The organism is Microbacterium sp. HJ5 (assembly GCF_054824025.1).
Window position 1 is genome coordinate 25615 of record NZ_JSYE01000005.1, and the last position, 22430, is coordinate 48044.

The 22430-nt window shown below is 73.0% G+C and carries 18 protein-coding genes; 14 read left to right on the forward strand and 4 right to left on the reverse strand.

Features of this window, described 5'->3' with window-relative positions; genetic code table 11:
- Positions 1–89: 89 nt before the first annotated feature.
- Positions 90–368: a hypothetical protein gene (locus tag OB08_RS02585; protein ID WP_461471810.1), complete on the forward strand. Its 279-nt coding sequence runs from the start codon at positions 90–92 to the stop codon at positions 366–368.
- A complete protein-coding gene (locus tag OB08_RS02590) occupies positions 368–1744 on the forward strand; it encodes a hypothetical protein (RefSeq protein WP_461471812.1) in 1377 nt (458 codons plus the stop codon). Before OB08_RS02585 ends, OB08_RS02590 begins: the two co-directional genes overlap by 1 nt.
- Here OB08_RS02590 and OB08_RS02595 read toward each other — a convergent pair.
- Entirely contained in the window at positions 1716–2108 is a 393-nt protein-coding gene (locus OB08_RS02595; protein WP_461471814.1) for a phage holin family protein, read from the reverse strand. The genes OB08_RS02590 and OB08_RS02595 overlap by 29 nt on opposite strands.
- A 110-nt stretch (positions 2109–2218) precedes the next feature.
- On the opposite strand from OB08_RS02595, the gene hisC reads away from it, so the two are divergent.
- The 4 genes from hisC to OB08_RS02615 are packed head-to-tail and all read left to right on the forward strand — an operon-like array spanning position 2219 to position 6867.
- On the forward strand, positions 2219–3340 hold the full coding sequence (gene hisC, locus OB08_RS02600) for a histidinol-phosphate transaminase (protein WP_461471816.1): 1122 nt from the start codon (positions 2219–2221) through the stop codon (positions 3338–3340).
- Positions 3341–3363: 23 nt separating this feature from the next.
- Positions 3364–4503 (forward strand): thiamine pyrophosphate-dependent enzyme, encoded by a 1140-nt coding sequence (locus tag OB08_RS02605; protein WP_461471889.1) that lies wholly within the window; start codon positions 3364–3366, stop codon positions 4501–4503.
- Positions 4504–4517: 14 nt separating this feature from the next.
- Complete coding sequence (locus OB08_RS02610; RefSeq protein ID WP_461471891.1) at positions 4518–5483, forward strand: alpha-ketoacid dehydrogenase subunit beta; 966 nt, start codon at positions 4518–4520, stop codon at positions 5481–5483.
- A 19-nt stretch (positions 5484–5502) separates the two neighbouring features.
- Positions 5503–6867 (forward strand): dihydrolipoamide acetyltransferase family protein, encoded by a 1365-nt coding sequence (locus OB08_RS02615; RefSeq protein WP_461471818.1) that lies wholly within the window; start codon positions 5503–5505, stop codon positions 6865–6867.
- 12 nt (positions 6868–6879) lie between these two features.
- Here OB08_RS02615 and OB08_RS02620 read toward each other — a convergent pair whose 3' ends face one another.
- Entirely contained in the window at positions 6880–8652 is a 1773-nt protein-coding gene (locus OB08_RS02620; protein ID WP_461471820.1) for a glycosyltransferase, read from the reverse strand.
- Positions 8653–8763: 111 nt separating this feature from the next.
- Here OB08_RS02620 and OB08_RS02625 point away from each other — a divergent pair, with 111 nt between their 5' ends.
- From OB08_RS02625 to OB08_RS02655, 7 genes are read left to right on the forward strand one after another with little or no spacing between them, the layout of a single operon-like run.
- On the forward strand, positions 8764–9765 hold the full coding sequence (locus OB08_RS02625) for a metal ABC transporter solute-binding protein, Zn/Mn family (protein ID WP_461471822.1): 1002 nt from the start codon (positions 8764–8766) through the stop codon (positions 9763–9765).
- Positions 9762–10580, forward strand: coding sequence for a metal ABC transporter ATP-binding protein (locus tag OB08_RS02630; RefSeq protein ID WP_461471824.1), 819 nt, complete (start codon positions 9762–9764; stop codon positions 10578–10580). The genes OB08_RS02625 and OB08_RS02630 overlap by 4 nt, the downstream gene beginning before the upstream one ends.
- Positions 10577–11443 (forward strand): metal ABC transporter permease, encoded by an 867-nt coding sequence (locus OB08_RS02635; protein ID WP_461471826.1) that lies wholly within the window; start codon positions 10577–10579, stop codon positions 11441–11443. The genes OB08_RS02630 and OB08_RS02635 overlap by 4 nt, the downstream gene beginning before the upstream one ends.
- A gap of 44 nt (positions 11444–11487) precedes the next feature.
- On the forward strand, positions 11488–11901 hold the full coding sequence (locus tag OB08_RS02640) for a Fur family transcriptional regulator (protein WP_461471828.1): 414 nt from the start codon (positions 11488–11490) through the stop codon (positions 11899–11901).
- Positions 11888–12907, forward strand: coding sequence for a permease (locus tag OB08_RS02645; protein WP_461471830.1), 1020 nt, complete (start codon positions 11888–11890; stop codon positions 12905–12907). Before OB08_RS02640 ends, OB08_RS02645 begins: the two co-directional genes overlap by 14 nt.
- The gene (locus OB08_RS02650; RefSeq protein WP_461471832.1) at positions 12900–13670 is read left to right on the forward strand and encodes a TIGR03943 family putative permease subunit; all 771 of its coding nucleotides are present in this window, start codon (positions 12900–12902) and stop codon (positions 13668–13670) included. Before OB08_RS02645 ends, OB08_RS02650 begins: the two co-directional genes overlap by 8 nt.
- Positions 13660–15072, forward strand: coding sequence for a hypothetical protein (locus OB08_RS02655; protein WP_461471834.1), 1413 nt, complete (start codon positions 13660–13662; stop codon positions 15070–15072). The genes OB08_RS02650 and OB08_RS02655 overlap by 11 nt, the downstream gene beginning before the upstream one ends.
- On the opposite strand, the gene OB08_RS02660 is transcribed toward OB08_RS02655, so the two are convergent.
- Entirely contained in the window at positions 15054–16697 is a 1644-nt protein-coding gene (locus tag OB08_RS02660) for an MFS transporter (protein WP_461471836.1), read from the reverse strand. The genes OB08_RS02655 and OB08_RS02660 overlap by 19 nt on opposite strands.
- A 77-nt stretch (positions 16698–16774) precedes the next feature.
- Here OB08_RS02660 and OB08_RS02665 point away from each other — a divergent pair, with 77 nt between their 5' ends.
- Positions 16775–17440: a DNA-3-methyladenine glycosylase gene (locus tag OB08_RS02665; RefSeq protein ID WP_461471838.1), complete on the forward strand. Its 666-nt coding sequence runs from the start codon at positions 16775–16777 to the stop codon at positions 17438–17440.
- A 57-nt stretch (positions 17441–17497) separates the two neighbouring features.
- On the opposite strand, the gene OB08_RS02670 is transcribed toward OB08_RS02665, so the two are convergent.
- Positions 17498–22414, reverse strand: coding sequence for an SCO7613 C-terminal domain-containing membrane protein (locus tag OB08_RS02670; protein ID WP_461471840.1), 4917 nt, complete (start codon positions 22412–22414; stop codon positions 17498–17500).
- Positions 22415–22430 lie beyond the last annotated feature (16 nt).

The following is a 22430-nucleotide window of genomic DNA, read 5'->3' on the forward strand; positions in this document are numbered from 1 at the left end:
GCTCCTGCACAGGCGGGCTCGCGTCGTCGCGATGCACAGTCACGCCCTCGCCCGCCCGGCGGGACCGCCACCGCGACCACCATGGCCGGATGCAGCATTTGATGAGCGCGGCGCTCGCCGCGAACCAGATCGACATCGTGGTCCGCGAACTCGCGACCGTCGGCGACCGCCTGCTCGACGCCGCGCACCATGCCCGTGCACTCGCGGCGGCGACCGACTGGCAGTCCACGGCGGCACGGGCGTTCCATACCGCCTCCGAGACCTGGGCGGCCGAGGTCGGGCGGCTCGCGAGCGCGGCGGAGACCGCGCGGCTCGCGGCGTGCCGCGCGAAGGATGCCGCGTTCCTCCTCCGCGGGCGGGCGCACTGATGGCCGGCGACGACCTGCAGGTGATCGGCGGCGTCGTCGTCGCCGTCGACACCGAGACGCTCCGCGCCGCCGCAGCCCGCTTCATCGCGCTGCGGGAGGAGCTCGATGCGATCGCCCGCCGCGTCGGGTCGCTCGAGCTGATGCTCTTCGCGGAGGGGGTGTCCGCGTGGGACGCGGCAGGCGCGGCATCCGCTCTCCGTGACCGCACTGTGGCGGCGCTCGACGGGGCGACGAGGATCGCCGAGTCGCTGCGCAGCGCCGCCGCGGTCTACGAACTGGTCGAGCTGAACGCCGCGCGCCACGCTGCGCTGATGGGCGGCGACGCTGCGGCGATCGCCCGGATCGACGAGAGGCGCGCCGAGCTGATCGTTCTGTACCCGGAGGCCGAGTTCGCGGCCGCCGAGAAGCAGTTCTGGTGGACCGTGAACGCGCCGGGCGACCTCGTGCGAGAAGCCACCGAGGCCGGGTTCATGGTCGGCTTCGACCTGAGCGTCGTCGGGGCGGCGGTCGGCGGCGTAGTCCTCGGCGGACTCGCGCTCGGGCTCGGGATAACCGCCGGCGTCGGCGGCTTCGGCCGGGTCCCCGCCGATGCCCGACTGACCGGGCGGGGCGGCACCCCCGTCACGCTGGCGTCGGTCACGCCCGCGCCGACCGCTTCGGTCGCACCGACCGGACTCGCCTCCGTCGCGCAGCGCATGCCCGGCGCCGGCGAGTCGCGCGTGCGCGTCGAGCGGTACACGATGCCCGACGGCTCGCGGGAGTTCGCGGTGTACGTCGCCGGAATGCAGACGCTCGCCGTCGGCGGCGACGACCCGTGGGACAACCTCTCGAACGTGCAGCTCTACTCCGGAGAGTCGTCGGCGTCGTACGAGGCGACCGTCCAGGCGCTCCACGCCGCAGGAGCCGAATCCGGCGACGTCGTGCATGCCTTCGGCCACTCGCAGGGCGCCATGATCGGCTCGCACCTGGCGCTCGAGGGCGGCTACGACGTTCAGACGCTGGCCACGTTCGGCTCGCCGATCGAGGCCGAGGTGGGGCCGTCGACGCTCAGCGTCGCGATCCGCCACACCGACGACCCCGTCTCGGCGCTCGCCGGCGCCGGCAGCAATGGACCGGTGGGGGCGGCCGGGAGCTTCATCGTGGAGCGCGAGGCCCACTCCGACTCGGGCCTCGACGACTTCGGCGTGCCGGCGCACCGCATGGCCGCCTACACCGAGACGGCCGAGCTGATCGACGCGTCGACCGATCCGCGCATGGGTCCGGTGCGCGACGTGTTCGACAGACTGGCGACGGCCGAATCCGTCGAGGTGACCGAGTTCGCCGCGGAGCGCGCGGGCGAACGCGCGCTCAGTCCTTCGAGCGGGGCCGGAGGATGATGCCGAACACCCAGTTGATCAGCGAGATGATGATCGCCGCGACGAGGCCCCACCAGAAGTCCTCGACGCGCAGGCCCCAGTTCCAGAAGCTCGTCAACCACGCCGTCAGCCACAGCAGGAACGCGTTGATCAGAAGCCCGATGAGGCCCAGGGTGAGGATGTACAGCGGGAACGCCAGCACCTTGATGACGGTGCCGATGATGGTGTTCACCAGCGCGAAGATCGCGGCGACCAGCAGCAGCGTGAGGATGAGCTGCAGCGTCTCGCCGGGCGGGAACGCGATGACGGTGACCTGGAGCGCCGGGATGAGGGTCACGACCCAGATCGCGAAGGCATTGATGACGACGCGGATGAGAAAGCCCATAGTGCGGCCAGTCTGGCACGGCCCGGCTCCGGGTGCGAGGACGCCGTGGCAGGTGTTCGGACACCCACGTATCCTCCCGTCGGCATACGGTGCGCTCGTAGACTCGCAGGGTGACCGACGCCTCCGACATCCCCATCCGCGTCCGCCCCGAGATCGCCGCACTCCCTCCTTACAAGCAGGGGCGGCAGGCCGGTGGCGACGCGTTCAAGCTGTCGAGCAACGAGAACCCGTTCGATCCGCTGCCGGGCGTCGTCGAGGCGATCCGCTCCGCGACGGCCGTCAACCGGTATCCGGATGCCTCGGCCGCCCGCCTTCGCGAGCGCCTCGCCGAGCGTTTCGGGGTCGCGTCCGACGAGGTCCACATCGGGGCGGGGAGCGTCTCGATCCTGGCCCAGCTGATCCTCGCCACCTCCGGGCCGGGCGATGAGGTCATCTACGCGTGGCGCTCCTTCGAGGCCTACCCGTGGCTCGCGGTCGTGGCCGGCGCGGCGGCGGTGGAGGTGCCGCTCACCGACGAGGCGCGCCACGACCTGCCGGCGATGGCCGCGGCGATCACCGAGCGCACGCGCGCCATCATCGTGTGCAGCCCGAACAACCCGACCGGCCCGATCGTGACGCAGGCCGAGTTCGACGCCCTCATCGGGCTGGTGCCCGCCGACGTCCTGGTCGTCCTCGACGAGGCGTACGCCGAGTTCGTCACCGACCCCGACGCGGTCGACGGCATGCGGGTGCTCGGCAGCGCCGCGTACCCCAACGTCGTCGTCCTGCGCACGTTCTCCAAGGCGTTCGGCCTGGCGGGGCTCCGCGTCGGCTACGCCGTCGGCCACAAGCGCATCCTCGACGCGGCCCGCAGCACGAGCATCCCGCTGTCGGTCACCGCGCAGGCCGAGGTCGCCGCGCTCGCGAGCCTCGACGCCGAGGACGAGCTCCTCGACCGCGTCCGTGCGATCGCGCAGCGCCGCGACGGCATCGTCGACGCGCTGCGCGAGGCCGGGTGGCGCATCCCGGACGCGCAGGGCAACTTCGTGTGGCTGCCGGCCGGTGATGAGACGCTCGCCGCTGCGCAGGCGTTCGATGACGAGGGCATCATCGTGCGTCCGTTCGCGGGCGACGGCATCCGCATATCGGTCGGCGAGGAGGAGTCGGTCGAGAAGGTGCTGCGGATCGCGGCATCCGTCCTCGCCGGACTCCCCGGTGGGCACCGGGGCGCGCGAGAGGGCGTCGAGCGGTGACCGACCCCGGCGGCATCGCCGCGGTGGAGCACGCCACGCTTCCGGACGACCCGACGACGGTGCGCTTCCTCGCCGCCGACGGCACGTTCGCCCCGTCCCGCGCGGCTGAGCCCTACCGCGCGCTCGTCGACGGCCTGACCGACGCCGAGCTCGAGGGCTTCTACCGCGACATGGCGGTCATCCGCGCGTTCGACGTGCAGGCCACGAACCTCCAGCGCCAGGGCCAGCTCGCGCTGTGGCCCCCGAGCTTCGGGCAGGAGGCCGCGCAGGTCGGCTCGGCCCGCGCCGCACGCACGCAGGACCACCTTTTCCCGTCGTACCGCGAGCACGTGGTCACGCGCATCCGGGGGGTCGACCCGCTCGACATCTTCCGGCTGATGCGCGGGCTGACCCACGGCGGCTGGGATCCGACCGACCCGAAGAACGGCAACACGCACATCTACACGCTCGTGCTCGGCGCCCAGACGCTGCACGCGACCGGGTTCGGCATGGGGCTCGTCTTCGACGGCCGCTGCGGCACCGGCGACCTCGCGCGCGACGAGGCCGTCATCGTCTACTACGGCGACGGCGCCTCCAGCCAGGGCGACGTGCACGAGGCGATGGTGTTCGCGGCGAGCTACCGCACGCCCGAGGTCTTCTTCCTGCAGAACAATCAGTGGGCGATCTCGGTGCCGGTCGCCACGCAGTCCCGCGCCCCGCTGTTCAAGCGCGGCGAGGGGTACGGCATGCCGAGCATCCCGCTCGACGGCAACGACGTGCTCGCCAGCTGGGCGGTCACCCGCGTCGCCCTCGACGAGGCGCGCGCCGGCGGCGGCCCGCGTGCGATCGAGGCGATGACCTATCGCATGGGCGCCCACACCACGAGCGACGACCCGACGAAGTACCGCACGTCCGACGAGGAGGAGTCGTGGCGTCGCCGCGACCCCCTCGCGCGCATGGCGGCGTACCTGCGCAGCCGCGGGGCGTCCGACGTCTTCTTCGCCGACGTCGACGCCGAGTCCGCAGCCGTGGCCGACGACGTGCGCACGCGCACCAACGCGCTGGGCGGCGTCGACACGGGGCTCATGTTCGACCACGTGTACTCCGAGCCGCACCCCCTGATCGACGAGCAGAAGGCGTGGCTCGCGGGGTACGAGGCATCCTTCGAGGAGGGCGCATCGTGACCGACGTGACCACCATGCCCATCAGCCGCGCGCTCAACGCGGGCCTTCGCGCCGCGCTCGCCGGCAGCGACCGCGTGATCCTCATGGGCGAGGACATCGGCAAGCTCGGCGGCGTCTTCCGTGTGACGGAGGGTCTGCAGGCCGAGTTCGGCGACCAGCGCGTCCTCGACACGCCCCTGGCCGAGTCCGGCATCGTCGGCACCGCGATCGGCCTCGCGATGGCGGGCTTCCGGCCCGTGTGCGAGATTCAGTTCGACGGCTTCGTCTTCCCCGCGTTCGACCAGATCACGTCGCAGCTGGCGAAATTCACCAACCGCCACGAAGGCGCCCTGCAGATGCCCGTCGTGATCCGCATCCCCTACGGTGGGCACATCGGCGCGGTCGAGCATCACCAGGAGAGCCCCGAGGCGTACTTCGCGCACACCCCCGGACTGCGCGTCGTCAGCCCGTCGACGGCGAACGACGCCTACTGGATGATCCAGGACGCCATCGCGTCGCCCGACCCGGTCGTCTTCCTCGAACCGAAGAGCAAGTACTGGCAGAAGGGCGAGGTCGACACGTCGGCGCGCGCGCTGCCGCTCCACGCGAGCCGCGTCGTTCGCCGCGGCACCGACGTGACCCTCGTCGGCCACGGCGCGATGGTGACGACGCTCCTCCAGGCCGCCGCGCTCGCCGAATCCGAGGGCACGAGCTGCGAGGTCGTCGACGTGCGCTCGCTGTCGCCCGTCGACTACGCGCCGATCCTCGACTCGGTCCGCCGCAGCGGCCGCATGGTCTACGCACAGGAGGCCCCCGGCTTCGCGAGCCTCGGCAGCGAGATCGCCGCGACCGTCATGGAGCGCGCGTTCTACGCGCTCGAGGCGCCGGTGCTGCGGGTCTCGGGCTTCGACGTGCCCTTCCCTCCCGCCAAGCTCGAGGGCACGTACCTGCCCGATGCCGACCGCATCCTCGAAGCCGTCGACCGCGCGCTCGCCTACTGATGCTCCGAAAGGACCACCCATGAGCACCCAGACGTTCGTCCTCCCCGACGTCGGCGAGGGTCTCACCGAGGCCGAGATCGTGTCGTGGCACGTGGCCCCCGGTGACACCGTCGCCGTCAACGACGTCCTCGTCGAGATCGAGACCGCGAAGTCGCTCGTCGAGCTGCCCTCGCCGTTCGCCGGCACCGTCGGCGACCTGCTCGCTGCCGAGGGCGAGACGGTGAACGTCGGCGCCCCGATCATCACGATCGCATCGGGAGCGGATGCCGCAGGCCCCGCGACCGTCGGACAGACCGAGCACGGCGCACCCGCCGACACCCCGCCCGCGGCGGCCGAGGGCGACGGTGCGGTGCTGGTCGGCTACGGCACCGGCGGGCCGGTGCAGTCGCGGCGGAGGAAGCCCCCCGTCACGGCGCAGGAGCGGGTCGAGGCATCCGTCGGCGTCGTCGCGAAGCCGCCCATCCGCAAGCTCGCCCGCGACCTCGGCGTCGATCTCGCCGCAGTCTCCCCGACCGGGCCGGCCGGCGAGGTCACGCGCGAGGACGTCGTGAAGCACGCGTCGCAGGCCAGCGTCTTCCGCAACATCGAGACCCCCGCGTGGGGCGACGTGCGGGAGGAGACGATCCCGGTCGCGGCATCCCGCCCTGCCGTCGCCCCGGCCACACCGCCGGCCGACGCCGCAGGCCGCGAGGAGACGATCGCGGTCAAGGGTGTTCGCAAGGCGACCTCGAACGCGATGGTGCAGTCGGCGTACTCGGCCCCGCACGTCTCGGTGTGGACCGACGTCGACGCGACCCGCACGATGGAGCTCGTCAAGCGCCTCAAGGCCTCGCCCGACTTCGCCGACATCCGGGTCTCGCCGCTGCTGATCATGGCGCGCGCGGTGATCTGGGCCGCCCGCCGCACGCCGATGGTCAACGCCGCGTGGGTCGACGGCGAGAACGGCGCCGAGATCCGCGTGCGCCGCTATGTGAACCTCGGCATCGCCGCCGCGACCCCGCGCGGCCTCCTCGTGCCGAACATCAAGGACGCGCAGGACCTCTCGATGCGGGAGCTCGCCCGCGCCCTCGAGAAGCTCACGATGACCGCGCGCGACGGCAAGACGACCCCGGCCGACCAGCAGCATGGCACGATCACGATCACGAACATCGGAGTGTTCGGGATGGATGCCGGGACGCCCATCATCAATCCCGGCGAGTCCGGCATCGTGGCCCTCGGCACGATCCGCCAGAAGCCCTGGGTCGTCGACGGCGAGGTGCGTCCGCGCTTCGTGACGACGGTCGCCGGCTCGTTCGATCACCGCGTGGTCGACGGCGACGGCATGTCGCGCTTCATCGCCGACGTGGCGTCGATCCTCGAGGAGCCGGCGCTGCTGCTCGACTGATGGGCGCGTGCCTCAGCGGCGGGTCGGCGCGAGTCGCCGCCGCCCCAGATCGACGAGCCGTCGGACGAAGGATCGGGGATCCGGATGCCGCGTCCCCGCGTCTACGGCGCCGATGCCGCTCCCGGCATCGACCGTGAATCGCACGCGTACGGCGCCGTGCCCGAGACGCGCGGACTCCTCGACGGAGAGGCGCGCCACCCTGATCGCGCCGATGCCGCGCATGCGGCGCCGCACGATCGCCCGCGCGTTCGCGATCAGGCGCACCTCGACGTCGGCGGAGGCGCCGACCGACGGCGCGAGCAGCGCCGTGACGACGTAGCGGCCGCGCAGGTGGCGGACGCGGATGCGCCCGAGCGGCTCCGGCCACTCGTGCGATGGGGCATGGCGGTCGCGCGCGGCCCGCTCGACCTCGGCCCACATCGTGACGATCGAGCGCTCGTCGCGCGACAGCGCGGTGCGGTGCGCGCGGTAGCGGCGCGCAGCGAGGTCGTCGTCGGACAGCACGCAGGCACGCGACAGCGCACGCGCCGCGGCGGCGATATCCGAATCGGGCACGAGCCAGCCGTTGCGGTCGTGTTCGACGACATCGGCGGGGCCGTAGCGGACGTCGTACGAGATCGGCAGGCAGCCGGCCGCCATCGCCTCGACGAGGGTGAGCGAGCCTCCCTCGGACCGGCTCGTCAACAGCGTCCACGCGCCGGCGGCGAAGTGCTCCGGCCCATCCGAGGCGTATCCGGTGAAGCGCACCGCGCGCTCGAGGCCGAGGTCGCGCGCCCGCTGCTCGAGTCTCGCCCGCTGCCGGCCGTCGCCGATGATCTCGGCGGTTACCGGCAGGCCCAGTTCGCGGGCGGCGGCGATGATCCGCAGTGCGTGGTCGACCCGCTTGAGAGCGCTGAGCCGAGACACGATCACGCCGTGGAATCGGTCGGGTGGCAGGCGGCGCACGGTCGGCGGGACGCTCATCGGGTTCGGCACGACCTCGAGGTTGCCTGTGTCGCCGAGCAGCGCGGCCAGGTCGTCCCGCTGGCGCTCGGTCTGCAGCACGACGGCATCCCAGAGGTGCAGGTTCTCGAGCACCGGGAGACGCGACTCGTCGAGCACAGAGGGGTCCTGCCCCGCGAGGTGCGAGCCGTGCAGCAGGTAGATGCCGGTGACGTTGTCACGTCGGTACCGCTGCATGAGCGGCGCCACCGCCTTGCTGTCGACGATCGCGGTCGCGGGCTCTCCGCCGATCACCTCGTCGAGCCAGGCGAAGTAGAAGTCGGTGGCCGACCTCCATTGACCGGTGGTGGCGCCCTCCCCGTCGAACGCCGTCATCAGCCGCGTTCCGTCGGACCGGTGCTCGTCGAGGAGCGCGAGCGTCCCGTCCGCGCGCCGGTGCTCGGCGCGCTCGAGGCGTTCACCCGAGGTCCAGCGCCTCACAGAGCCGTCCTCGCCCGTCACTTCCTCGTCGGACGCCCGCTGCCCGCCGCCGGGAGTGACGTCGACCGCCACCGGCGCCCGAGTCCGCAACCGGATGTCCTCGTACGGGTTGCGCAGGAGCATCCCGTCCGAAAGCTCGCCCCGTTCGCTCAGCCGGCGGCGCACCGCCGTCCATCGCGGGTCGGGGTCGAAGGTCACAATCTCGACGACCGCGCGGCCGATCGACGCGAACGCCCGCGATCGGTGCATGAGCGCCGCGGTCATCCCTCCGTACTCCTCCGGGATCCCCCAGGTCACCGCGAGGTGGCGGCCGCGGGGAAGGGTCGCGGTCGCCGGGTGGTTCTGCAGCACGGGAGTGGTCATGGAAGCGCCCACTGTGACAGACCGCCGCTCCGACCGCAGGGGGGTTGACGCGAGGCCCGGGCGGATCGCTCCCGATTTGAGAACGATTATCACTAACGTTAGACTGATGCCATGACCTCCCCGCGACGCACGACGACCCTGCTCGGCCTGGCCGCGGCATCCGCCTTCGCTCTCGCCGGCTGCGCGGGCACCCCGGCCGCCGGGCAGGACGACGGCACCATCTCGGTCGTCGCGTCGACGAACGTCTACGGGCAGATCGCGGAGGCGGTCGGCGGCGACCTCGTCGACGTGACGTCGATCGTCACGAACGAGTCTCAGGACCCGCACTCGTTCGAGCCCAGCGCCCGCGACCAGCTGACTGTCTCTCAGGCCGACCTCATCGTCGAGAACGGCGGCGGCTACGACGCCTTCATCGACGCGCTCATCGAAGCGAGCGGCACCGACGCCTCCGTCGTCACCGCGGTCGAGTCCTCGCACGATTGGCCCGACAACGACGGCCATGAGGAGGAGGCGGCTCACGAGACCGAGGCACCCGACGAGGACCACGCCGACGAGGGCGACCACGACCACGACCACGAGCACGTCGAGGGCTTCAACGAGCACGTCTGGTACGACCCCCACACCGTTGCGCACGTCGCCGAGGACATCGCCGAGGAGCTGGCCGAGCTGAGCCCCGAGGACGCCGAGACCTTCGCGGCGAATGCGGCGGCTTTCTCCGCCGAGGTCGAGGGGCTCGAGGCATCGCTCGCCGAGCTCGAAGAGGCCCACGCCGGCGCCGGGGTCTTCGTCACCGAGCCGGTGCCGGCCTACCTGATCGCCGCCGCGGGGCTGGAGAACGTCACGCCGGAGGCGTTCTCCGAGGCCGTCGAAGAGGGACAGGATGTCGCGCCCGCGACGCTCCTCGAGGCGATCGCGCTCTTCGAGGACGACCGCGTCGCCGTCGTCGTCGCCAACACGCAGACCGCCGGCGCCGAGACGGCGCAGATCGTGGGCGAGGCCGGCGGCCGCGGCATCCCGAGCATCGCGTTTTCGGAAACGCTCCCCGAGGGCCAGACTTACATCTCGTGGATGCAGGCGAACATCGAGGCGCTGAACGGCGCGCTGGGGGCGTGAGCAGCGCCCCCGCCCTCGAGATCCGCGGCGCCTCGCTCCGCCGCGGTGATCGCGAGCTGTGGGCGGGACTCGACCTCGCCGTCCAGCCCGGTGAGCTGATCGCGGTCCTCGGGCCGAGCGGCTCGGGCAAGACCACGCTGCTGCGGGCGATCCTCGGGCTCGAGCCGCTCAGCGGCGGCACGATCACGGTCCTCGGCGAGCCGGTGCGCACGCGCGGCAGCCGTCGCGTCGGCTACCTGCCGCAGTCGCGACCACTGCCGCCCGACACCGCCCTCCGCGGTCGAGACCTCGTCACCCTCGGCGTCTCGGGACACCGCTTCGGGCTGCCGATCCCGCGCCGCGGCGACGCCGCCCGCGTCGACGCACTGATCGACGCCGTCGACGCCCGCTCGTTCGCGGACCGCCCGGTCGGCGAGCTGTCGGGCGGCGAGCAGCAGCGACTGCGGGTCGGCCAGGCACTCGCCGACGGGCCGGGGCTGCTGCTGTGCGACGAGCCGCTCACGAGCCTCGACCTCGCCAACCAGCAGGCGGTGATCAACCTCATCGACCGCCACCGTCGGGAGAAGGATGCCGCCGTCCTGCTCGTCACCCACGACATCAACCCCGTCCTGGGCAAGGTCGACCGCATCCTCTATCTCGCCGGCGGACGCTTCACGCTCGGCACTCCGGACGAAGTGCTCAACTCGCAGGTGCTCACCGATCTCTACGGCGCGCCGGTCTTCGTGCTGCGGGCGGGCGACCGGCTCGTGGTCGTCGGCGCGCCCGACGCCGAGGCATCCCACCATCACCACGCCCACGACGAGGACCACGCATGAACTGGGACGACATCGCCGACGCGATGTTCGGCGGGCTGCCGGTCTACGGCGAGATCCTCGCGCTCGTGTCGAACTCCGTGTGGGCGGGCGCCGTGCTGGGCCTCGTGGGTGGCCTGATCGGCGTGCTCGTGATGCAGCGCGACATGGCGTTCGCGGTGCACGGCATCAGCGAGCTCTCGTTCGCAGGGGCCGCCGCGGCGCTGCTCATCGGCGTCGACGTCGTGACCGGCTCGATCGTCGGATCGATCCTCGCGGCGGCGATCATCGGCTGGCTCGGTGCGCGGGCGAGAGACCGCAACTCGATCATCGGCGTGCTCATGCCGTTCGGCCTCGGCCTCGGCATCCTGTTCCTGTCGCTCTACGACGGTCGCAGCGCGAACCGCTTCAGCCTGCTCACAGGCCAGATCGTCTCGGTGCAGTCCGGTCAGCTCGGCTGGCTCATCGTGATCAGCGCGTTCGCCCTGCTGGGGCTGCTGCTCATCTGGCGCCCGCTGCGCTTCGACTCGCTCGACCCGCAGGCGGCGTCGGCGCGTGGCGTGCCGACCACCGGCGTCTCGCTCGCCTTCATGGTGCTGCTCGGGCTCATCGTCGCCGTCGCCGTGCACATCATCGGCGCCCTGCTCGTGATGGCGCTCCTGGTAACGCCCGCGGCTGCGGCGATGCGCATGGCGACGGGGCCGCTCTCGGTTCCCCTGCTCGCGGCCTTCTTCGGTTTCGTGTCGGCGGTCGGAGGGATCCTCCTCGCCATCATGGGCACGCTCCCCGTGAGCCCGTACATCACCACGATCTCCTTCGTCATCTACCTCGTGTGCCGCGGTGTCGGTGCGCGCCGGGGCAGGGTGACCCGCGCGGTGCCGGCGTGACGGCGTCCGGGCGGCGCACAGGGGCCGCCGGTAGACTGCCGGGCATGGCCCAGCGCAACACGTGGCAGCGCGAACGCGTGCGCGAAGCGCTCGCCGGCGCCCCCGGCTTCGTGAGCGCCCAGTCGCTTCACGCGACCCTGCGCGACGAGAACACCGGCATCGGCCTCGCGACCGTGTACCGCGCGCTCGCCGGGCTGGCCGCACAGGGCCAGGCCGACTCGCTGCAGAGCCCCGAGGGCGAGGCGCTCTACCGCGCCTGCTCCACCACCGGCCACCACCACCACCTCATCTGCCGCAACTGCGGACTGACCGTCGAGATCGAGGCGACGGACGTCGAGCAGTGGGCGAAGCAGACCGCCGAGCGCAACGGCTTCAGCGAGGCCGAGCACATCGTCGACATCTTCGGGCTGTGCGCGACCTGCGCGAAGGCCCGGGACGAGAAGCGTGTCGCGGACTGATCTCCGCTCCCCGGCGCCGACGCGCACGGCCCGCACGCTCGTCGCGCTCTCGATCGGCGCGGCCGTGGTCGCGGCGCTGTTCATCATCGACGCGGTGGCCCCCGCCGTGTTCCCGGCCTCCCTCTCCACACGGGCGCAGGACGGCCTGACGCTCGCGATCAGCGTGCTGATCGAGTCGCTGCCGTTCGTGATGCTCGGCGTCGTGCTGTCGATCGCCGTGCAGGTGTGGGTGCCGCCGGGCGTCATCGAGCGATGGATGCCCCGCCGAGCGTGGGCGCGCAGGGCCGCGCTCTCGCTGCTCGGCATGGTCGTGCCGGTGTGCGAGTGCGGAAACGTGCCGTTCGCGCGCGGCCTCCTCATGCGCGGGTTCACCGTGCCAGAGACCATGACCTTCCTCATCGCGGCGCCGATCGTGAACCCGATCGTCATCATCACGACCCATCAGGCCTTCGGATTCAGCGACGGCATCCTCATCGCCCGGCTCGTCGGCGGGTATCTGATCGCGAACCTCATCGGGTGGCTCTACAGCCGTCACCCGTCGCCCGACGCCCTCCTCACCGACCGGTTCCGCGACACGTGCGAGCTCGTCGTGCACGAGCCGGGCGGCAAGGGGCGGCGCAGCCTGGCGCAATTCGTGATCGAGCTGCGCGCCGTCATGCCCGCCCTCGTGATCGGCTCGGCCCTCGCCGGCGCGGTGCAGGTGCTGATCCCCCGCGAGGCGCTGCTGGCGATCGGCTCCAACCCCGCCCTGTCGATCGTGGCGATGATGGCGCTCGCGATGGTCGTGGCGATCTGCTCCAACGTCGACGCGTTCTTCGCGCTGTCGTTCGCCTCGACCTTCACGCCGGGCGCGATCGTGGCGTTCCTGCTCGTCGGCCCGCTCGTCGACGTGAAGATGCTCGCGCTCATGCGCACGACCTTCACCACCCGCACCCTGGCCGGCATCGTCGTGGTCGTGCTGCTGTCGGCGTTCGCGATCGGGACGGTGGTGAACCTCCTTGCGTAAGGCGGAGTGGATCGGCACGCGCTGGCTCGGGGTCGGGCTCGCCGCGGTGCTCGCGGTCGTCACGATCGGACTCGCCGTCACCGGGCGGCTGGGTCTCTACATCAACCCGGACTCGACCTGGTTCGCGGTGTCGATGGCCGTCGTCGCGCTCGTCGGCGCGGTCGCCTCGTTCGCGCTGCCGCTCGGCGCGGAGGCCGATCACGGCCACGACCACGGCTCGTCGGAAGGCGACGACGAGCCCCACGCGCACGCCCACGGGCGCCACGCCGTGGGCGTCGCCGCGACGGTGGTGGGCGGGGTGGCGGCATCCGGCATCGTCGTCCTCACCCTCGTGCTCCCGCCCGCGTCGCTCTCGGCCGAGCTCGCGATGTCGCGCGACGTCGACGCGCCGCCGCTGTTCGCGGGAGCGGATGCCGTCACCCTCGCCGCGACGGGCGACACCTCCGAGTTCGGGGTGGGCGAGTGGTCGGCGGTCTTCGCCACCGCCACCGACCCCGACGCGTTCGACGGCGACCCGATCGAGCTCACCGGCTTCGTCACCCCCGGCGACGGCGGGGACTTCGACCTCACGCGCCTCGTCATCACCCACTGCGTCATCGACGCGCAGCCCGCGAGCATTCCCGTCCTGGGCGAGCCCATCCCCGGGACCGGGCAGTGGGTCACGGTGACCGGCACGGTGCGCGCCACCTCCGACGGACGCCTCGCGATCGAGGCGGACTCGGTCGAGGAGATCCCCGAGCCGCGGGACCCGTATGAGTACTGAGTCGCCGACCCGTCGCTCCCGCGGCCGCCGTCGGCGCGGGCGCGCGTTCGCCGGGGCGTTCGCGCTCGTCGTGGCGGCGCTGGTGGTCGTGGGCCTCGCGGGTGCCGCGGCGACCATCGTGCAAGGACCCCGGGTGACCGACGTGCAGGTCGACCCGGCGGCGGCGGTCGAGGCATCCGGCTCCCGTCTCATCGTGACCACGACGCAGTCGCTCGCCGACGTCGACCCCGCGCAGGTGACGGTGACCCCGGCCACCCCGTTCGAGGTCGACACATCGGGCCGGAGCGTCGGGATCCGCTTCACGCTCCCGCTGTGGGACGACACCGACTACGAGGTCGTGATCGCCGACGTCGAGTCGATCGGCGGCGGACCCACCGCGACGCTCACCGAGACGTTCCGCACGCCCGCCGCCGAGGTCGAGCTGCTGCAGCGGGGCGACGACGAGGACACCATCTTCCGCACCGACCTCTCGGGCGAGAACGCGGTGCCCGTCTTCACCCACCCGCACATCGAGGACTACCGGGCGACCTCGTCACGCCTCGTCGTGTCGGTCCGCACCGACGACGACCGTGCCGGGCTCATCGTGACCGACCTCGACGGGTCGGATGCGCAGGAGCTGCCGCTGCCCGGCGACGGGTTCGTGTCGAACCTCCAGAGCGCCGACCGCGGCGACGTGATCGGCTACACCTTCTCCGATGCCGAGCTCACCGCCGACGCCGGCCGCGAGAGCCGGCTCTTCACCGTCTCGCTGAAGGATCCCGAGGCCGAGCCGACGCCGGTCGAGGTGGAGGGCGCCGACCCGAGGATCGCGGAGTGGCGGTTCGTGCCGGACACCGACAGCATCCTGCTGCTGTCCTTCGACGGTTCGCTGCTGCTGACGGGCTCGGACGGCGCCGGGGCCACCGCGCTCGGGACGGCCATGGCCATCGAGGGGATCGCACGCGGTTCATCCGAGGCGGTCGTCGAGCGCGCCGACGGGATGGTGTCGATCGATCTGACGGATGCCGCGGAGGCCCCGCTCGTGGCCCCCGACGACGATCTCGGCCCGGCGAGCACGGTGACGCCGCTGCCGGACGGCTCGACGATCCGCACGGCCGCGGTGCTCGACGGGGACGGGGTGCCGACCGGGCGCACCTCGATCTCGCTCGTCGCGGCGGACGGTGCGACGCGACTGCTCAGCGAGGTGCCCGAGACGGACGCCGTGCTGCAGGTGTGCGTCTCGCCCAGCGCACGATACGCGGCCGTGCTCGTCGCGCCCGACGCGGCCGGCAACCCCTACGACACGTACCAGCTGCCGCTTCCGGGGCGGACCGAGACCCGGGTGATCGAGCCGTCTGACGGGGCGCAGGTGGTCGCGCTCGCCGGGTCGTCGATCTCGTGGTGTCAGGTGCCCCCGGTGTGAGCCGCGGCGGGGCCTCCGGCTTCCGCCTCTTTGGCCGGCACCGGGATGGTGGCCGGCAGCCCCCGCGCCAGCACGATCGCGAGGAGCGTCAGCGCGAACACCAGGAAGAGCGCCTGCCTCAGCGAGGCCACCTGACTGTCGGCGTAGACCTGGGCGATCTCGGTCGCCGCCTCGGGCGAGCCGCCGGCGTCGAGCACCGCCTGCTCGGCCTGCTGCTGAGAGATGATCGGCGCACCGCTCGCGGTCGCCTCGGCGACCTGGCTCTTCACGTCGTCCGCGAGGGTGTCGCTCGCCTGCACGGCCGTGCCGAACCCGGCGGTCAGCAGCAGGATGAAGACCGAGCCGACGACGGCGGTGCCGAACGACGAGCCCAGGTTCTGGAACGTTCCCTGCAGGCCGCCGACCTCCGACGTGTCGTCCTTGTCGACGGCCGACATGTTGACGTTGCCGAGCTGCGAGGCCAGCAGCCCGAAGCCGGCGCCGACGACGAACATCCCACCCGCGAACAGCCAGTCGTTGAGGTCGGGCTGCACGGCGACGAACACGAACAGCAGACCCAGGCCGAGCGTGAACTGCCCGATCCGCGCGATGTTGCGCGCCGAGCGCACGGTCGACAGCCGCGAACCGATCACGGAGAACACGATGAGGCCCACCGAGAGGGGCAGGATCTTCAGTCCCGTCTCGAGCGCGTCGTAGCCGAGGATCGTCTGCAGGTAGACCGGCACGACGAAGAAGAGGGCCGCGATCGCGAAGTACTGCGCCAGGAACATCGTGAGGCCGCTGCGCAGCGCCGGGATGCGGAGCATGCTCACCTTCAGCAACGGCACACGGCCGGTGGCCTCGAGGTGCTGCTGACGCCGCACGAACCACCAGAGCACCAGCAGGGCGACGACGATCAGGTAGGCGACGGGCGAGACGCCGAAGGGGGCGATCGTGACGCCGCCGACCTCGGGCGGGTCCAGCGGCACGAGCCATCCCCAGGTCTTGCTCTGCAGCACGGCGAACACGAGGATCGCCATGCCGCTCGCCGACAGCACGACGCTCAGCAGGTCGATGCGCAGCGTCCTGTCACCCGGGACGTCCTTCACGCGCCCCGACACGATGAGCACGAGCACCATGATGACCGTCTCGGCGAAGAAGACGTACCGCCACGACGCGTAGGTCGTCATGAGCCCGCCGATGAGCGGACCGGCCGCCGCGGCGAAGCCCGTGATGGCGCCCAGGGCGGAGTAGGCGATGACGCGCTCGCGCCCGGCGTAGTTGATCGCGGCCAGCGCCGCGATCGCCGGGATGACGAGCACCGCGCCGAGCCCCTCGACGAGCGACCATCCGAAGAGCAGCATCGTGAGGTTCGGGGCGAGCGCCGTGGTGAGCGACCCGATCCCATAGACGACCGAGCCGATGCGGAAGGCGGCGCTGCGCCCCCACTTGTCGCCGAGCTTGCCGCCCGTGAGCATGAAGGCCGCCATCGTGAGCGCGTAGAACGTGATCGCGGCCTGCATCCCGCCGATGTCGGTGCCGAGATCCTCCGCGACCGTGGAGATGGAGACGTTCATCACGGTGCTGTCGAGCACCATGACGAACTGCGAGACCCCGAGGATGATCAGCACGAACCAGCGCTTCATGTGCGAAGGCTAGCGGCAGCGGGGTCCGCCGGGAATCGCCCCGCCGGGGTGAGCGTGCCCGTGCGTAGACTCCCCGCATGCCCCCGGACCTGCGCCCCGCGCGTCGCGACGACCTCGAGGGTCTGCCCGCCGAGGTCGCCCCCCGGCTGCTGGGCGGGCACCTGACCACCACGGTCGCCGGAGACACGGTCACGGTGCGGCTGACCGAGGTCGAGGCGTACCACGGCCGCGGCACCGGCGAGATCCCCGATCCGGGGTCGCACGCCCGCATGGGACCCACCGCCCGCAATGCCACGATGTGGGGCGAGCCCGGGCACCTCTACGTCTATCTCAGCCACGGCATCCACTCGTGCGTCAACGTCGTGTGCGGTCCGGCGGGGGTGGCGGGCGGAATCCTGCTGCGCGGCGGCGAGGTGATCGAAGGAGCGGATGCCGCGGCCCGGCGCCGCCCCGCCGCGCGCACGCCGCGCGACCTCGCCCGGGGGCCGGGCCGGCTCGGAGACGCGGTCGGGCTGCGGCATCCGCTCCACGACGGGATCGACGCGGTCACCGGCGACCCGTGGCACGGCGCTGTCGCGCGGCTGCGGCTCCTCGCGGAGCCGCTCACCGGCGTCGCCACCGGACCACGGGTCGGGGTCGCGGGCGTCGCCGGGACCGCGGCGTACCCGTGGCGGTTCTGGCTCGAGGGCGAACCCACCGTGTCGGCGTTCCGCTGGGGGCGGGGCGCCGGGCCGCTCGTCTGAGGTTCGCGCCTCGCCTGGGACTCCGACGCAGCTCTGCGCGTCCGCTCGCTCTGCGCGTCAGCGCAGCGACGTCACCGCCGAGAACGCCGCGCGCAGCGCCCGCATCTGCTTCTCGTAGCGTGCGGCGAGGAAGATCAGCACGGCGCCGCCGATGCCCAGCCACAGCCACCACGGCACCGCCACGTAAACGCCCGAGATCCATGGCCAGAGCTGGGCGACGGCGTGGACCAGGAGCACCACCGAGCCGAGGACGAGCGGCGCCTGCAGTCGCCGGACCGCACCGAGCACCACGAGCGCGATCGCCACGATTCCCAGCGCGACGACGCGCCACAGCGCGCTCTCCCCGAAGTCGTAGGCGAGCGAAGGCAGCGTCAGCAGGGCGAGACCGGGGCCGAGCGTCGGCCACGAGCGCGCGTGCGGATCGCGCCGCATCCGACGCGCGCCGAGCACGAGCAACCCGGCCCCCAGCGGCACCGTGACGAGTTCGACCGGGCGCACGCCGGCGAGCAGGAGCGCCGCGACGCCGAAGAGCGTCGCGGCGACGGCCGCCGTGGTCGCGAGCGCCGCGCCGAGGCGCGGAGCGACGACCACGCCGACGAGGCCGACGACGACGATCGCCGACATCGTGAGCACGGTGCGCCAGTCGGGGTGCACCGCGCCGAGGAGCAGCAGTTCGGAGACGGCGAACAGCACCAGCACCGCGGAGAAGCCTGCGCCGACGACCCGGGCGACGACGCGCGAGGCGGTCGCCCGCACCGCCATCACGCCCACGGCGGTGGTGATGCCCACCCCGGCGACGGCCCATAGGTCGGCCTCGATACCGGGATCGACGGCGATCAGCACGTCGAGGTACCGCGCCGCCACCGCGATGAGAGCGCCGGCGAGCCCCGCGACCGCGAGGATCGCACCCAGGCCCGCCCAGCGCTGCCGGCCGAGCAGCCTGGCGCCGCCGACGCCGACGACGCCGCCCACGAGGGCCGTGATCGCCGTGCGCGCGAGACCGCCGTCAGCTCCCACGGCGACCGTGACGACGAGGAGAACGGCTCCGGCTGCACCCAACCCGAGAGTGAGCCCGCGGGGGGCACCGGAGTCGGACATCCACACGATCGCGGCGGCTACGAGGAGGGCCCCCGCGCCGGCGGTGACGGCCGCGAACTCGCCACCGGCGAACGCGGGGCTGACGAGGGCCCTCGTGCCCATTGCGAGGGCGCCCGCGGTCAGCACCATCGCCGACGGAGTCCGCAGGCCGGCGGCGTCGGGTAGGGGGGCGATGACGCAGCCGATCGCGGCGAGCAGCGCGCCGGCGATGACGAGCCAGGTCCGCAGGTCGGCCGGCTCGGCGACGACGCTGGGAGCGACCGCGAGCGCGAGGCCCGCGAGCCACGCGATGCGCTCCGCGCCCACGCGGTCCGCGCCGCGGCCCTCGTCCGCTCGGCGGTGACGGCGGACCATCGCGAGCGCCGCACCGCCGAGCAGCATCGCCGCGAGCGGGAGCGTGAGGAGCTCGATCGCGTCGGGGTCGCCGAACACCAGCGCCAGGAGCGCGGTCACGACCGCGCCGGCGAACGCGGTCCACCGGGTGGCCATCGCGAGCGGAAGCCGGTCGAGGGCCGCCGCAGCGAGATGGAGAGCACCGAGCACAGCGAGCGAGATCGCGACGACGAGAGGCTCGTCCGCGAGCGGTGCGCAGACCACGACGGCCACCGCGAGCGCGAGGGGCGGCACGACGATGCCGAACCATCCCTCCGGATCGACCGCTACGGGCCGTGCCCCGGCGAGCGTGCGGAGGAATCCCCATGCGGCGACGAAGGAGACGGCGACGAGGACGAGAAGCCACGCCGTCTCGGGCCCGAGCGGCAGCACCCGGTCGGACGCGACGACGCCCAGGGCCGCGAGTGCGCCGGCCGCGCCTGCGACGGCGGGGAGCCGGACACGGCGCAGCGGTGTCCACGCGAGGGCGAGGACGACGACGGTGGAGACAGCCGCGACGACGGTGCCGCGCACGGGTGAGCCGTCGAGGCCGTCCACGGCGGGGACGATGAGCCCGAAGATCGTCGCGAGCAGTGCGGCGATCGTCGCCTCGATGTCGCGGCGCAGCCAGACGAGGAGGACCGAGAAGGCCAGCAGCCCCACCGCGGGCGGAAGCACGTACGCCTCGATCGCGAGATCGCCCGCCGAGTCGAGCCACGACCACAGCGCGAGCGTGGCGGCCGCGAAGGCGGGCCAGGCGAGGAGCCGGCGCGGCGCGCCGGCCGTCGGCGTGCCGACCGCCCGGGTCTGCAGGACACCGCGTGGCCGGTCGGCGCGCGGTCCCGCCCAGTCCCGCGTCGCCGCAGCGCCGCCGAACCCTGCCGCGATGATCGCCAGCAGCACCCACACGAGATCGGCCGATACGGTCCAGCCGGTCACGGTCACGACCGCGAGGGCGCCCAGGTCGGACAGCCGGCGAGCGACCACGGGGTAGCCGGCGCGCTGCGTGACCGTCGGAACACCGGCATCCGCCCCTTCGGTCGACGGCGGGGCCACCGGTGCCTCACTCGCCGGAGGGTCGGGGACGGGTGCCCCTACGACGACCGCTCCGAATGCGCCCCACGCTGCGGGCGCTCCGGCCCACACCACGAGCGCCGCCGCCACCCCGACCGCCACGACGGTGGCTCCGTCGCTCGTTCCGGCCGTATCGCCGATCGCGATCGCGACGCACGCGGCGACCGGGCCGAGCAGCGCGGCGGCCGCCAGCGCCGGCGCTGGCGCGGAGACCTTCGAACGTCCGAGCGCGACGACGGCGAGGAGCACGAGCAGCACGGTTGCTCGCACGATGCCGAGGAGGGGCTCGCCGATGGCGGTCGAGACCGTCGCGCCCGCGACCGGCGCCGCCACCAGCGGCACCAGCGAGAGTCCGGTGAGCACGAAGGAGGCCACGGCGAGGGCGTTGCCCGTCGGTCGGTCGAGTCGCGGCGCGAGCGCACCCGCGAGCACCGCGACGGCGAGCCACTGCAGGAGCGGGGCGATCGAACGGGCGTCGGCGGTGACGTCGAGGGCAGCGGCGATGGCCGAGGGCGCGATGAGGGCGGAGACCGCGGCCACCCCGACCGCCGCGACCACCAGCCCCACGCGTGCCGTCGGGGACGGGCGCAGGACCAGGCGTGCCGCGATCGGCACCGCGATCGCGACGCCGACCCCGATGGTCCACAGCCACGGCGAAGTGAGTCCGCTCGCGTACGCGGTCGCCGCACCCAGACCGGCGGCGACGCCCCAGCCCACCGGGGAGCCGCCGCGGGCCAGGGCGAACACGGCGATCGCCGCCACGGCGACACCCGAGCCGAACAGCACGAGGGGGATGCCGAGTCCGGCCGCCCCGGCGATCAGCAGGAGTGCCGCGACGGCGGGACGGACGTGCCGCAGCGAACGGCGGCCGAGCGTCGGCGCGACGAACAGCGCCGCAGCGACGATGACGGCCGCGATCGCCTGGTAGGCCGCATCGGGAAGCGCAGCGGACGGCGAGGCGGAGACGTCGGTGCCCCAGAGGACCCACGAGCTCGCCGTGCCCCCTCCGCGGAGCGCCGTCATCAGGAGGAGGACCGCGACGGAGAGGGCGGCGACCACGGCGGCGGCGAGACGTGCCGCCAGAGTGCGGCGACCGCGCGGCGCCCAGCGGTCCAGCCCGACCGCCACCCCGACAGCGACCACCGGAAGGAGGAGGCTCGCGACGAACGGCTGCTCGCTCTGAGGGGCGAGCTGCCAGCCGAGGGACGCCGCGGTCGTCGCCGCGATCGCTCCCGCCGTCGCCGCGAGCGGCGTGGCTCCGGCCACCCGCTCGTCATCGCCCCGCGGGCGCAGGACGAGCATGTGCGCGACGCCCACAGCGATGATCGCAGCGGCCACGGCGATCTGCGCGCCGAGTGAGCCCATTCCCCACACGAGCGCGACCAGCGCGGCACCCGCGAGCGAGGCGACGCCGATCACGGCGAGGGAGGTCCGCTCGACCACGGCGTCGCGTCCGGCTCGACCCGCCGACCACGGAACGGGGAGCGCATGCACGAGCCCGCCTGCTGCGGCCCCGACGAGCCCGGCCGTCCACGCGGCGGCGTCGTCGACGGGGAGCAGACCCCCCACCAGCAGTCCGATGCCGGCGGGCACGGCGATCGTGGCCGCCAGGTCGGGGCCGCGCAGCCGCGAGAACACCGACCACGCGCGGCAGATCGCCGCGACGACGAGGGCGGAGGCCCCCGCGTACACGAAGGGGTCGGCGGCGCCCGCGCCGAAGAGGTCGTTGGCGCGGACGGCGTAGGCGTCGAGCGCGAGAAGGATGACGCCGAGGGCGCCCACGCCCTCGGCGGTCGCGCGCAGCGATCCCCGTCGCAGGAGCGTCGCACCGGCGATCGTGGCCGCGGTGATGCCCGCGATGATGAGCGCCCGCACGAGGATGCCGGCGACGAACCACGCGAGGCCGAGGAAGAACACCGCCGCGACGCCCACCAGTGAGACGCCGACGATGAGGAGCAGCACGGGGACGGTGAGACGCCGGCGCGGCGCGCGCGGAATGACGGATGCTGCCGGCACGACCGGAGCCTCGGCAGCCGGCGAGGCCGCGGGTCCGCCACTGACCACCGCGGGAGCATCCGGCGCGGCCACACCCGGCCCGGCGACCCCCGGCGCGGCGAGGTCCGCCGAGGCGTCGGGCGCCGCCGGCACCGGCGCTTGCCACCACACCGCGGGCGCGACGCCGGGCGCCGGTGCGACCGGCGCATGGGCAGAGCGGATCTCGTCGATGATCGCCTGGCGCTGAGCTTCGATGCCCACGATCGAGCGGCCGAGCTCGAGAACGCGCGACGCGCGCGGATCGGCGAGCACCAGACCGCAGCGCTCGCACGTCGTCGATGTCAGCGTCGTGAAGCATGCGGGGCAGAGATGGGTGTTCTCGAGGTCGAGGGGCGACCTCGGCCACATCGCGATCGAACCGTCCGAGTCCGTCATGACGTCCTCCCCGCAG

Excerpts from the sequence above, each read along its gene's own strand:
- OB08_RS02660 (WP_461471836.1), bottom strand. The coding sequence starts at position 16,697 with ATGAAGCGCTGGTTCGTGCTGATCATCCTCGGGGTCTCGCAGTTCGTC.
- OB08_RS02620 (WP_461471820.1), bottom strand. The coding sequence starts at position 8,652 with ATGACCACTCCCGTGCTGCAGAACCACCCGGCGACCGCGACCCTTCCC.
- OB08_RS02625 (WP_461471822.1), top strand. The coding sequence starts at position 8,764 with ATGACCTCCCCGCGACGCACGACGACCCTGCTCGGCCTGGCCGCGGCA.
- OB08_RS02640 (WP_461471828.1), top strand. The coding sequence starts at position 11,488 with ATGGCCCAGCGCAACACGTGGCAGCGCGAACGCGTGCGCGAAGCGCTC.
- OB08_RS02585 (WP_461471810.1), top strand. The coding sequence starts at position 90 with ATGCAGCATTTGATGAGCGCGGCGCTCGCCGCGAACCAGATCGACATC.
- OB08_RS02615 (WP_461471818.1), top strand. The coding sequence starts at position 5,503 with ATGAGCACCCAGACGTTCGTCCTCCCCGACGTCGGCGAGGGTCTCACC.
- OB08_RS02610 (WP_461471891.1), top strand. The coding sequence starts at position 4,518 with ATGCCCATCAGCCGCGCGCTCAACGCGGGCCTTCGCGCCGCGCTCGCC.
- OB08_RS02670 (WP_461471840.1), bottom strand. The coding sequence starts at position 22,414 with ATGACGGACTCGGACGGTTCGATCGCGATGTGGCCGAGGTCGCCCCTC.
- OB08_RS02590 (WP_461471812.1), top strand. The coding sequence starts at position 368 with ATGGCCGGCGACGACCTGCAGGTGATCGGCGGCGTCGTCGTCGCCGTC.
- OB08_RS02595 (WP_461471814.1), bottom strand. The coding sequence starts at position 2,108 with ATGGGCTTTCTCATCCGCGTCGTCATCAATGCCTTCGCGATCTGGGTC.
- OB08_RS02635 (WP_461471826.1), top strand. The coding sequence starts at position 10,577 with ATGAACTGGGACGACATCGCCGACGCGATGTTCGGCGGGCTGCCGGTC.
- OB08_RS02665 (WP_461471838.1), top strand. The coding sequence starts at position 16,775 with ATGCCCCCGGACCTGCGCCCCGCGCGTCGCGACGACCTCGAGGGTCTG.
- OB08_RS02655 (WP_461471834.1), top strand. The coding sequence starts at position 13,660 with ATGAGTACTGAGTCGCCGACCCGTCGCTCCCGCGGCCGCCGTCGGCGC.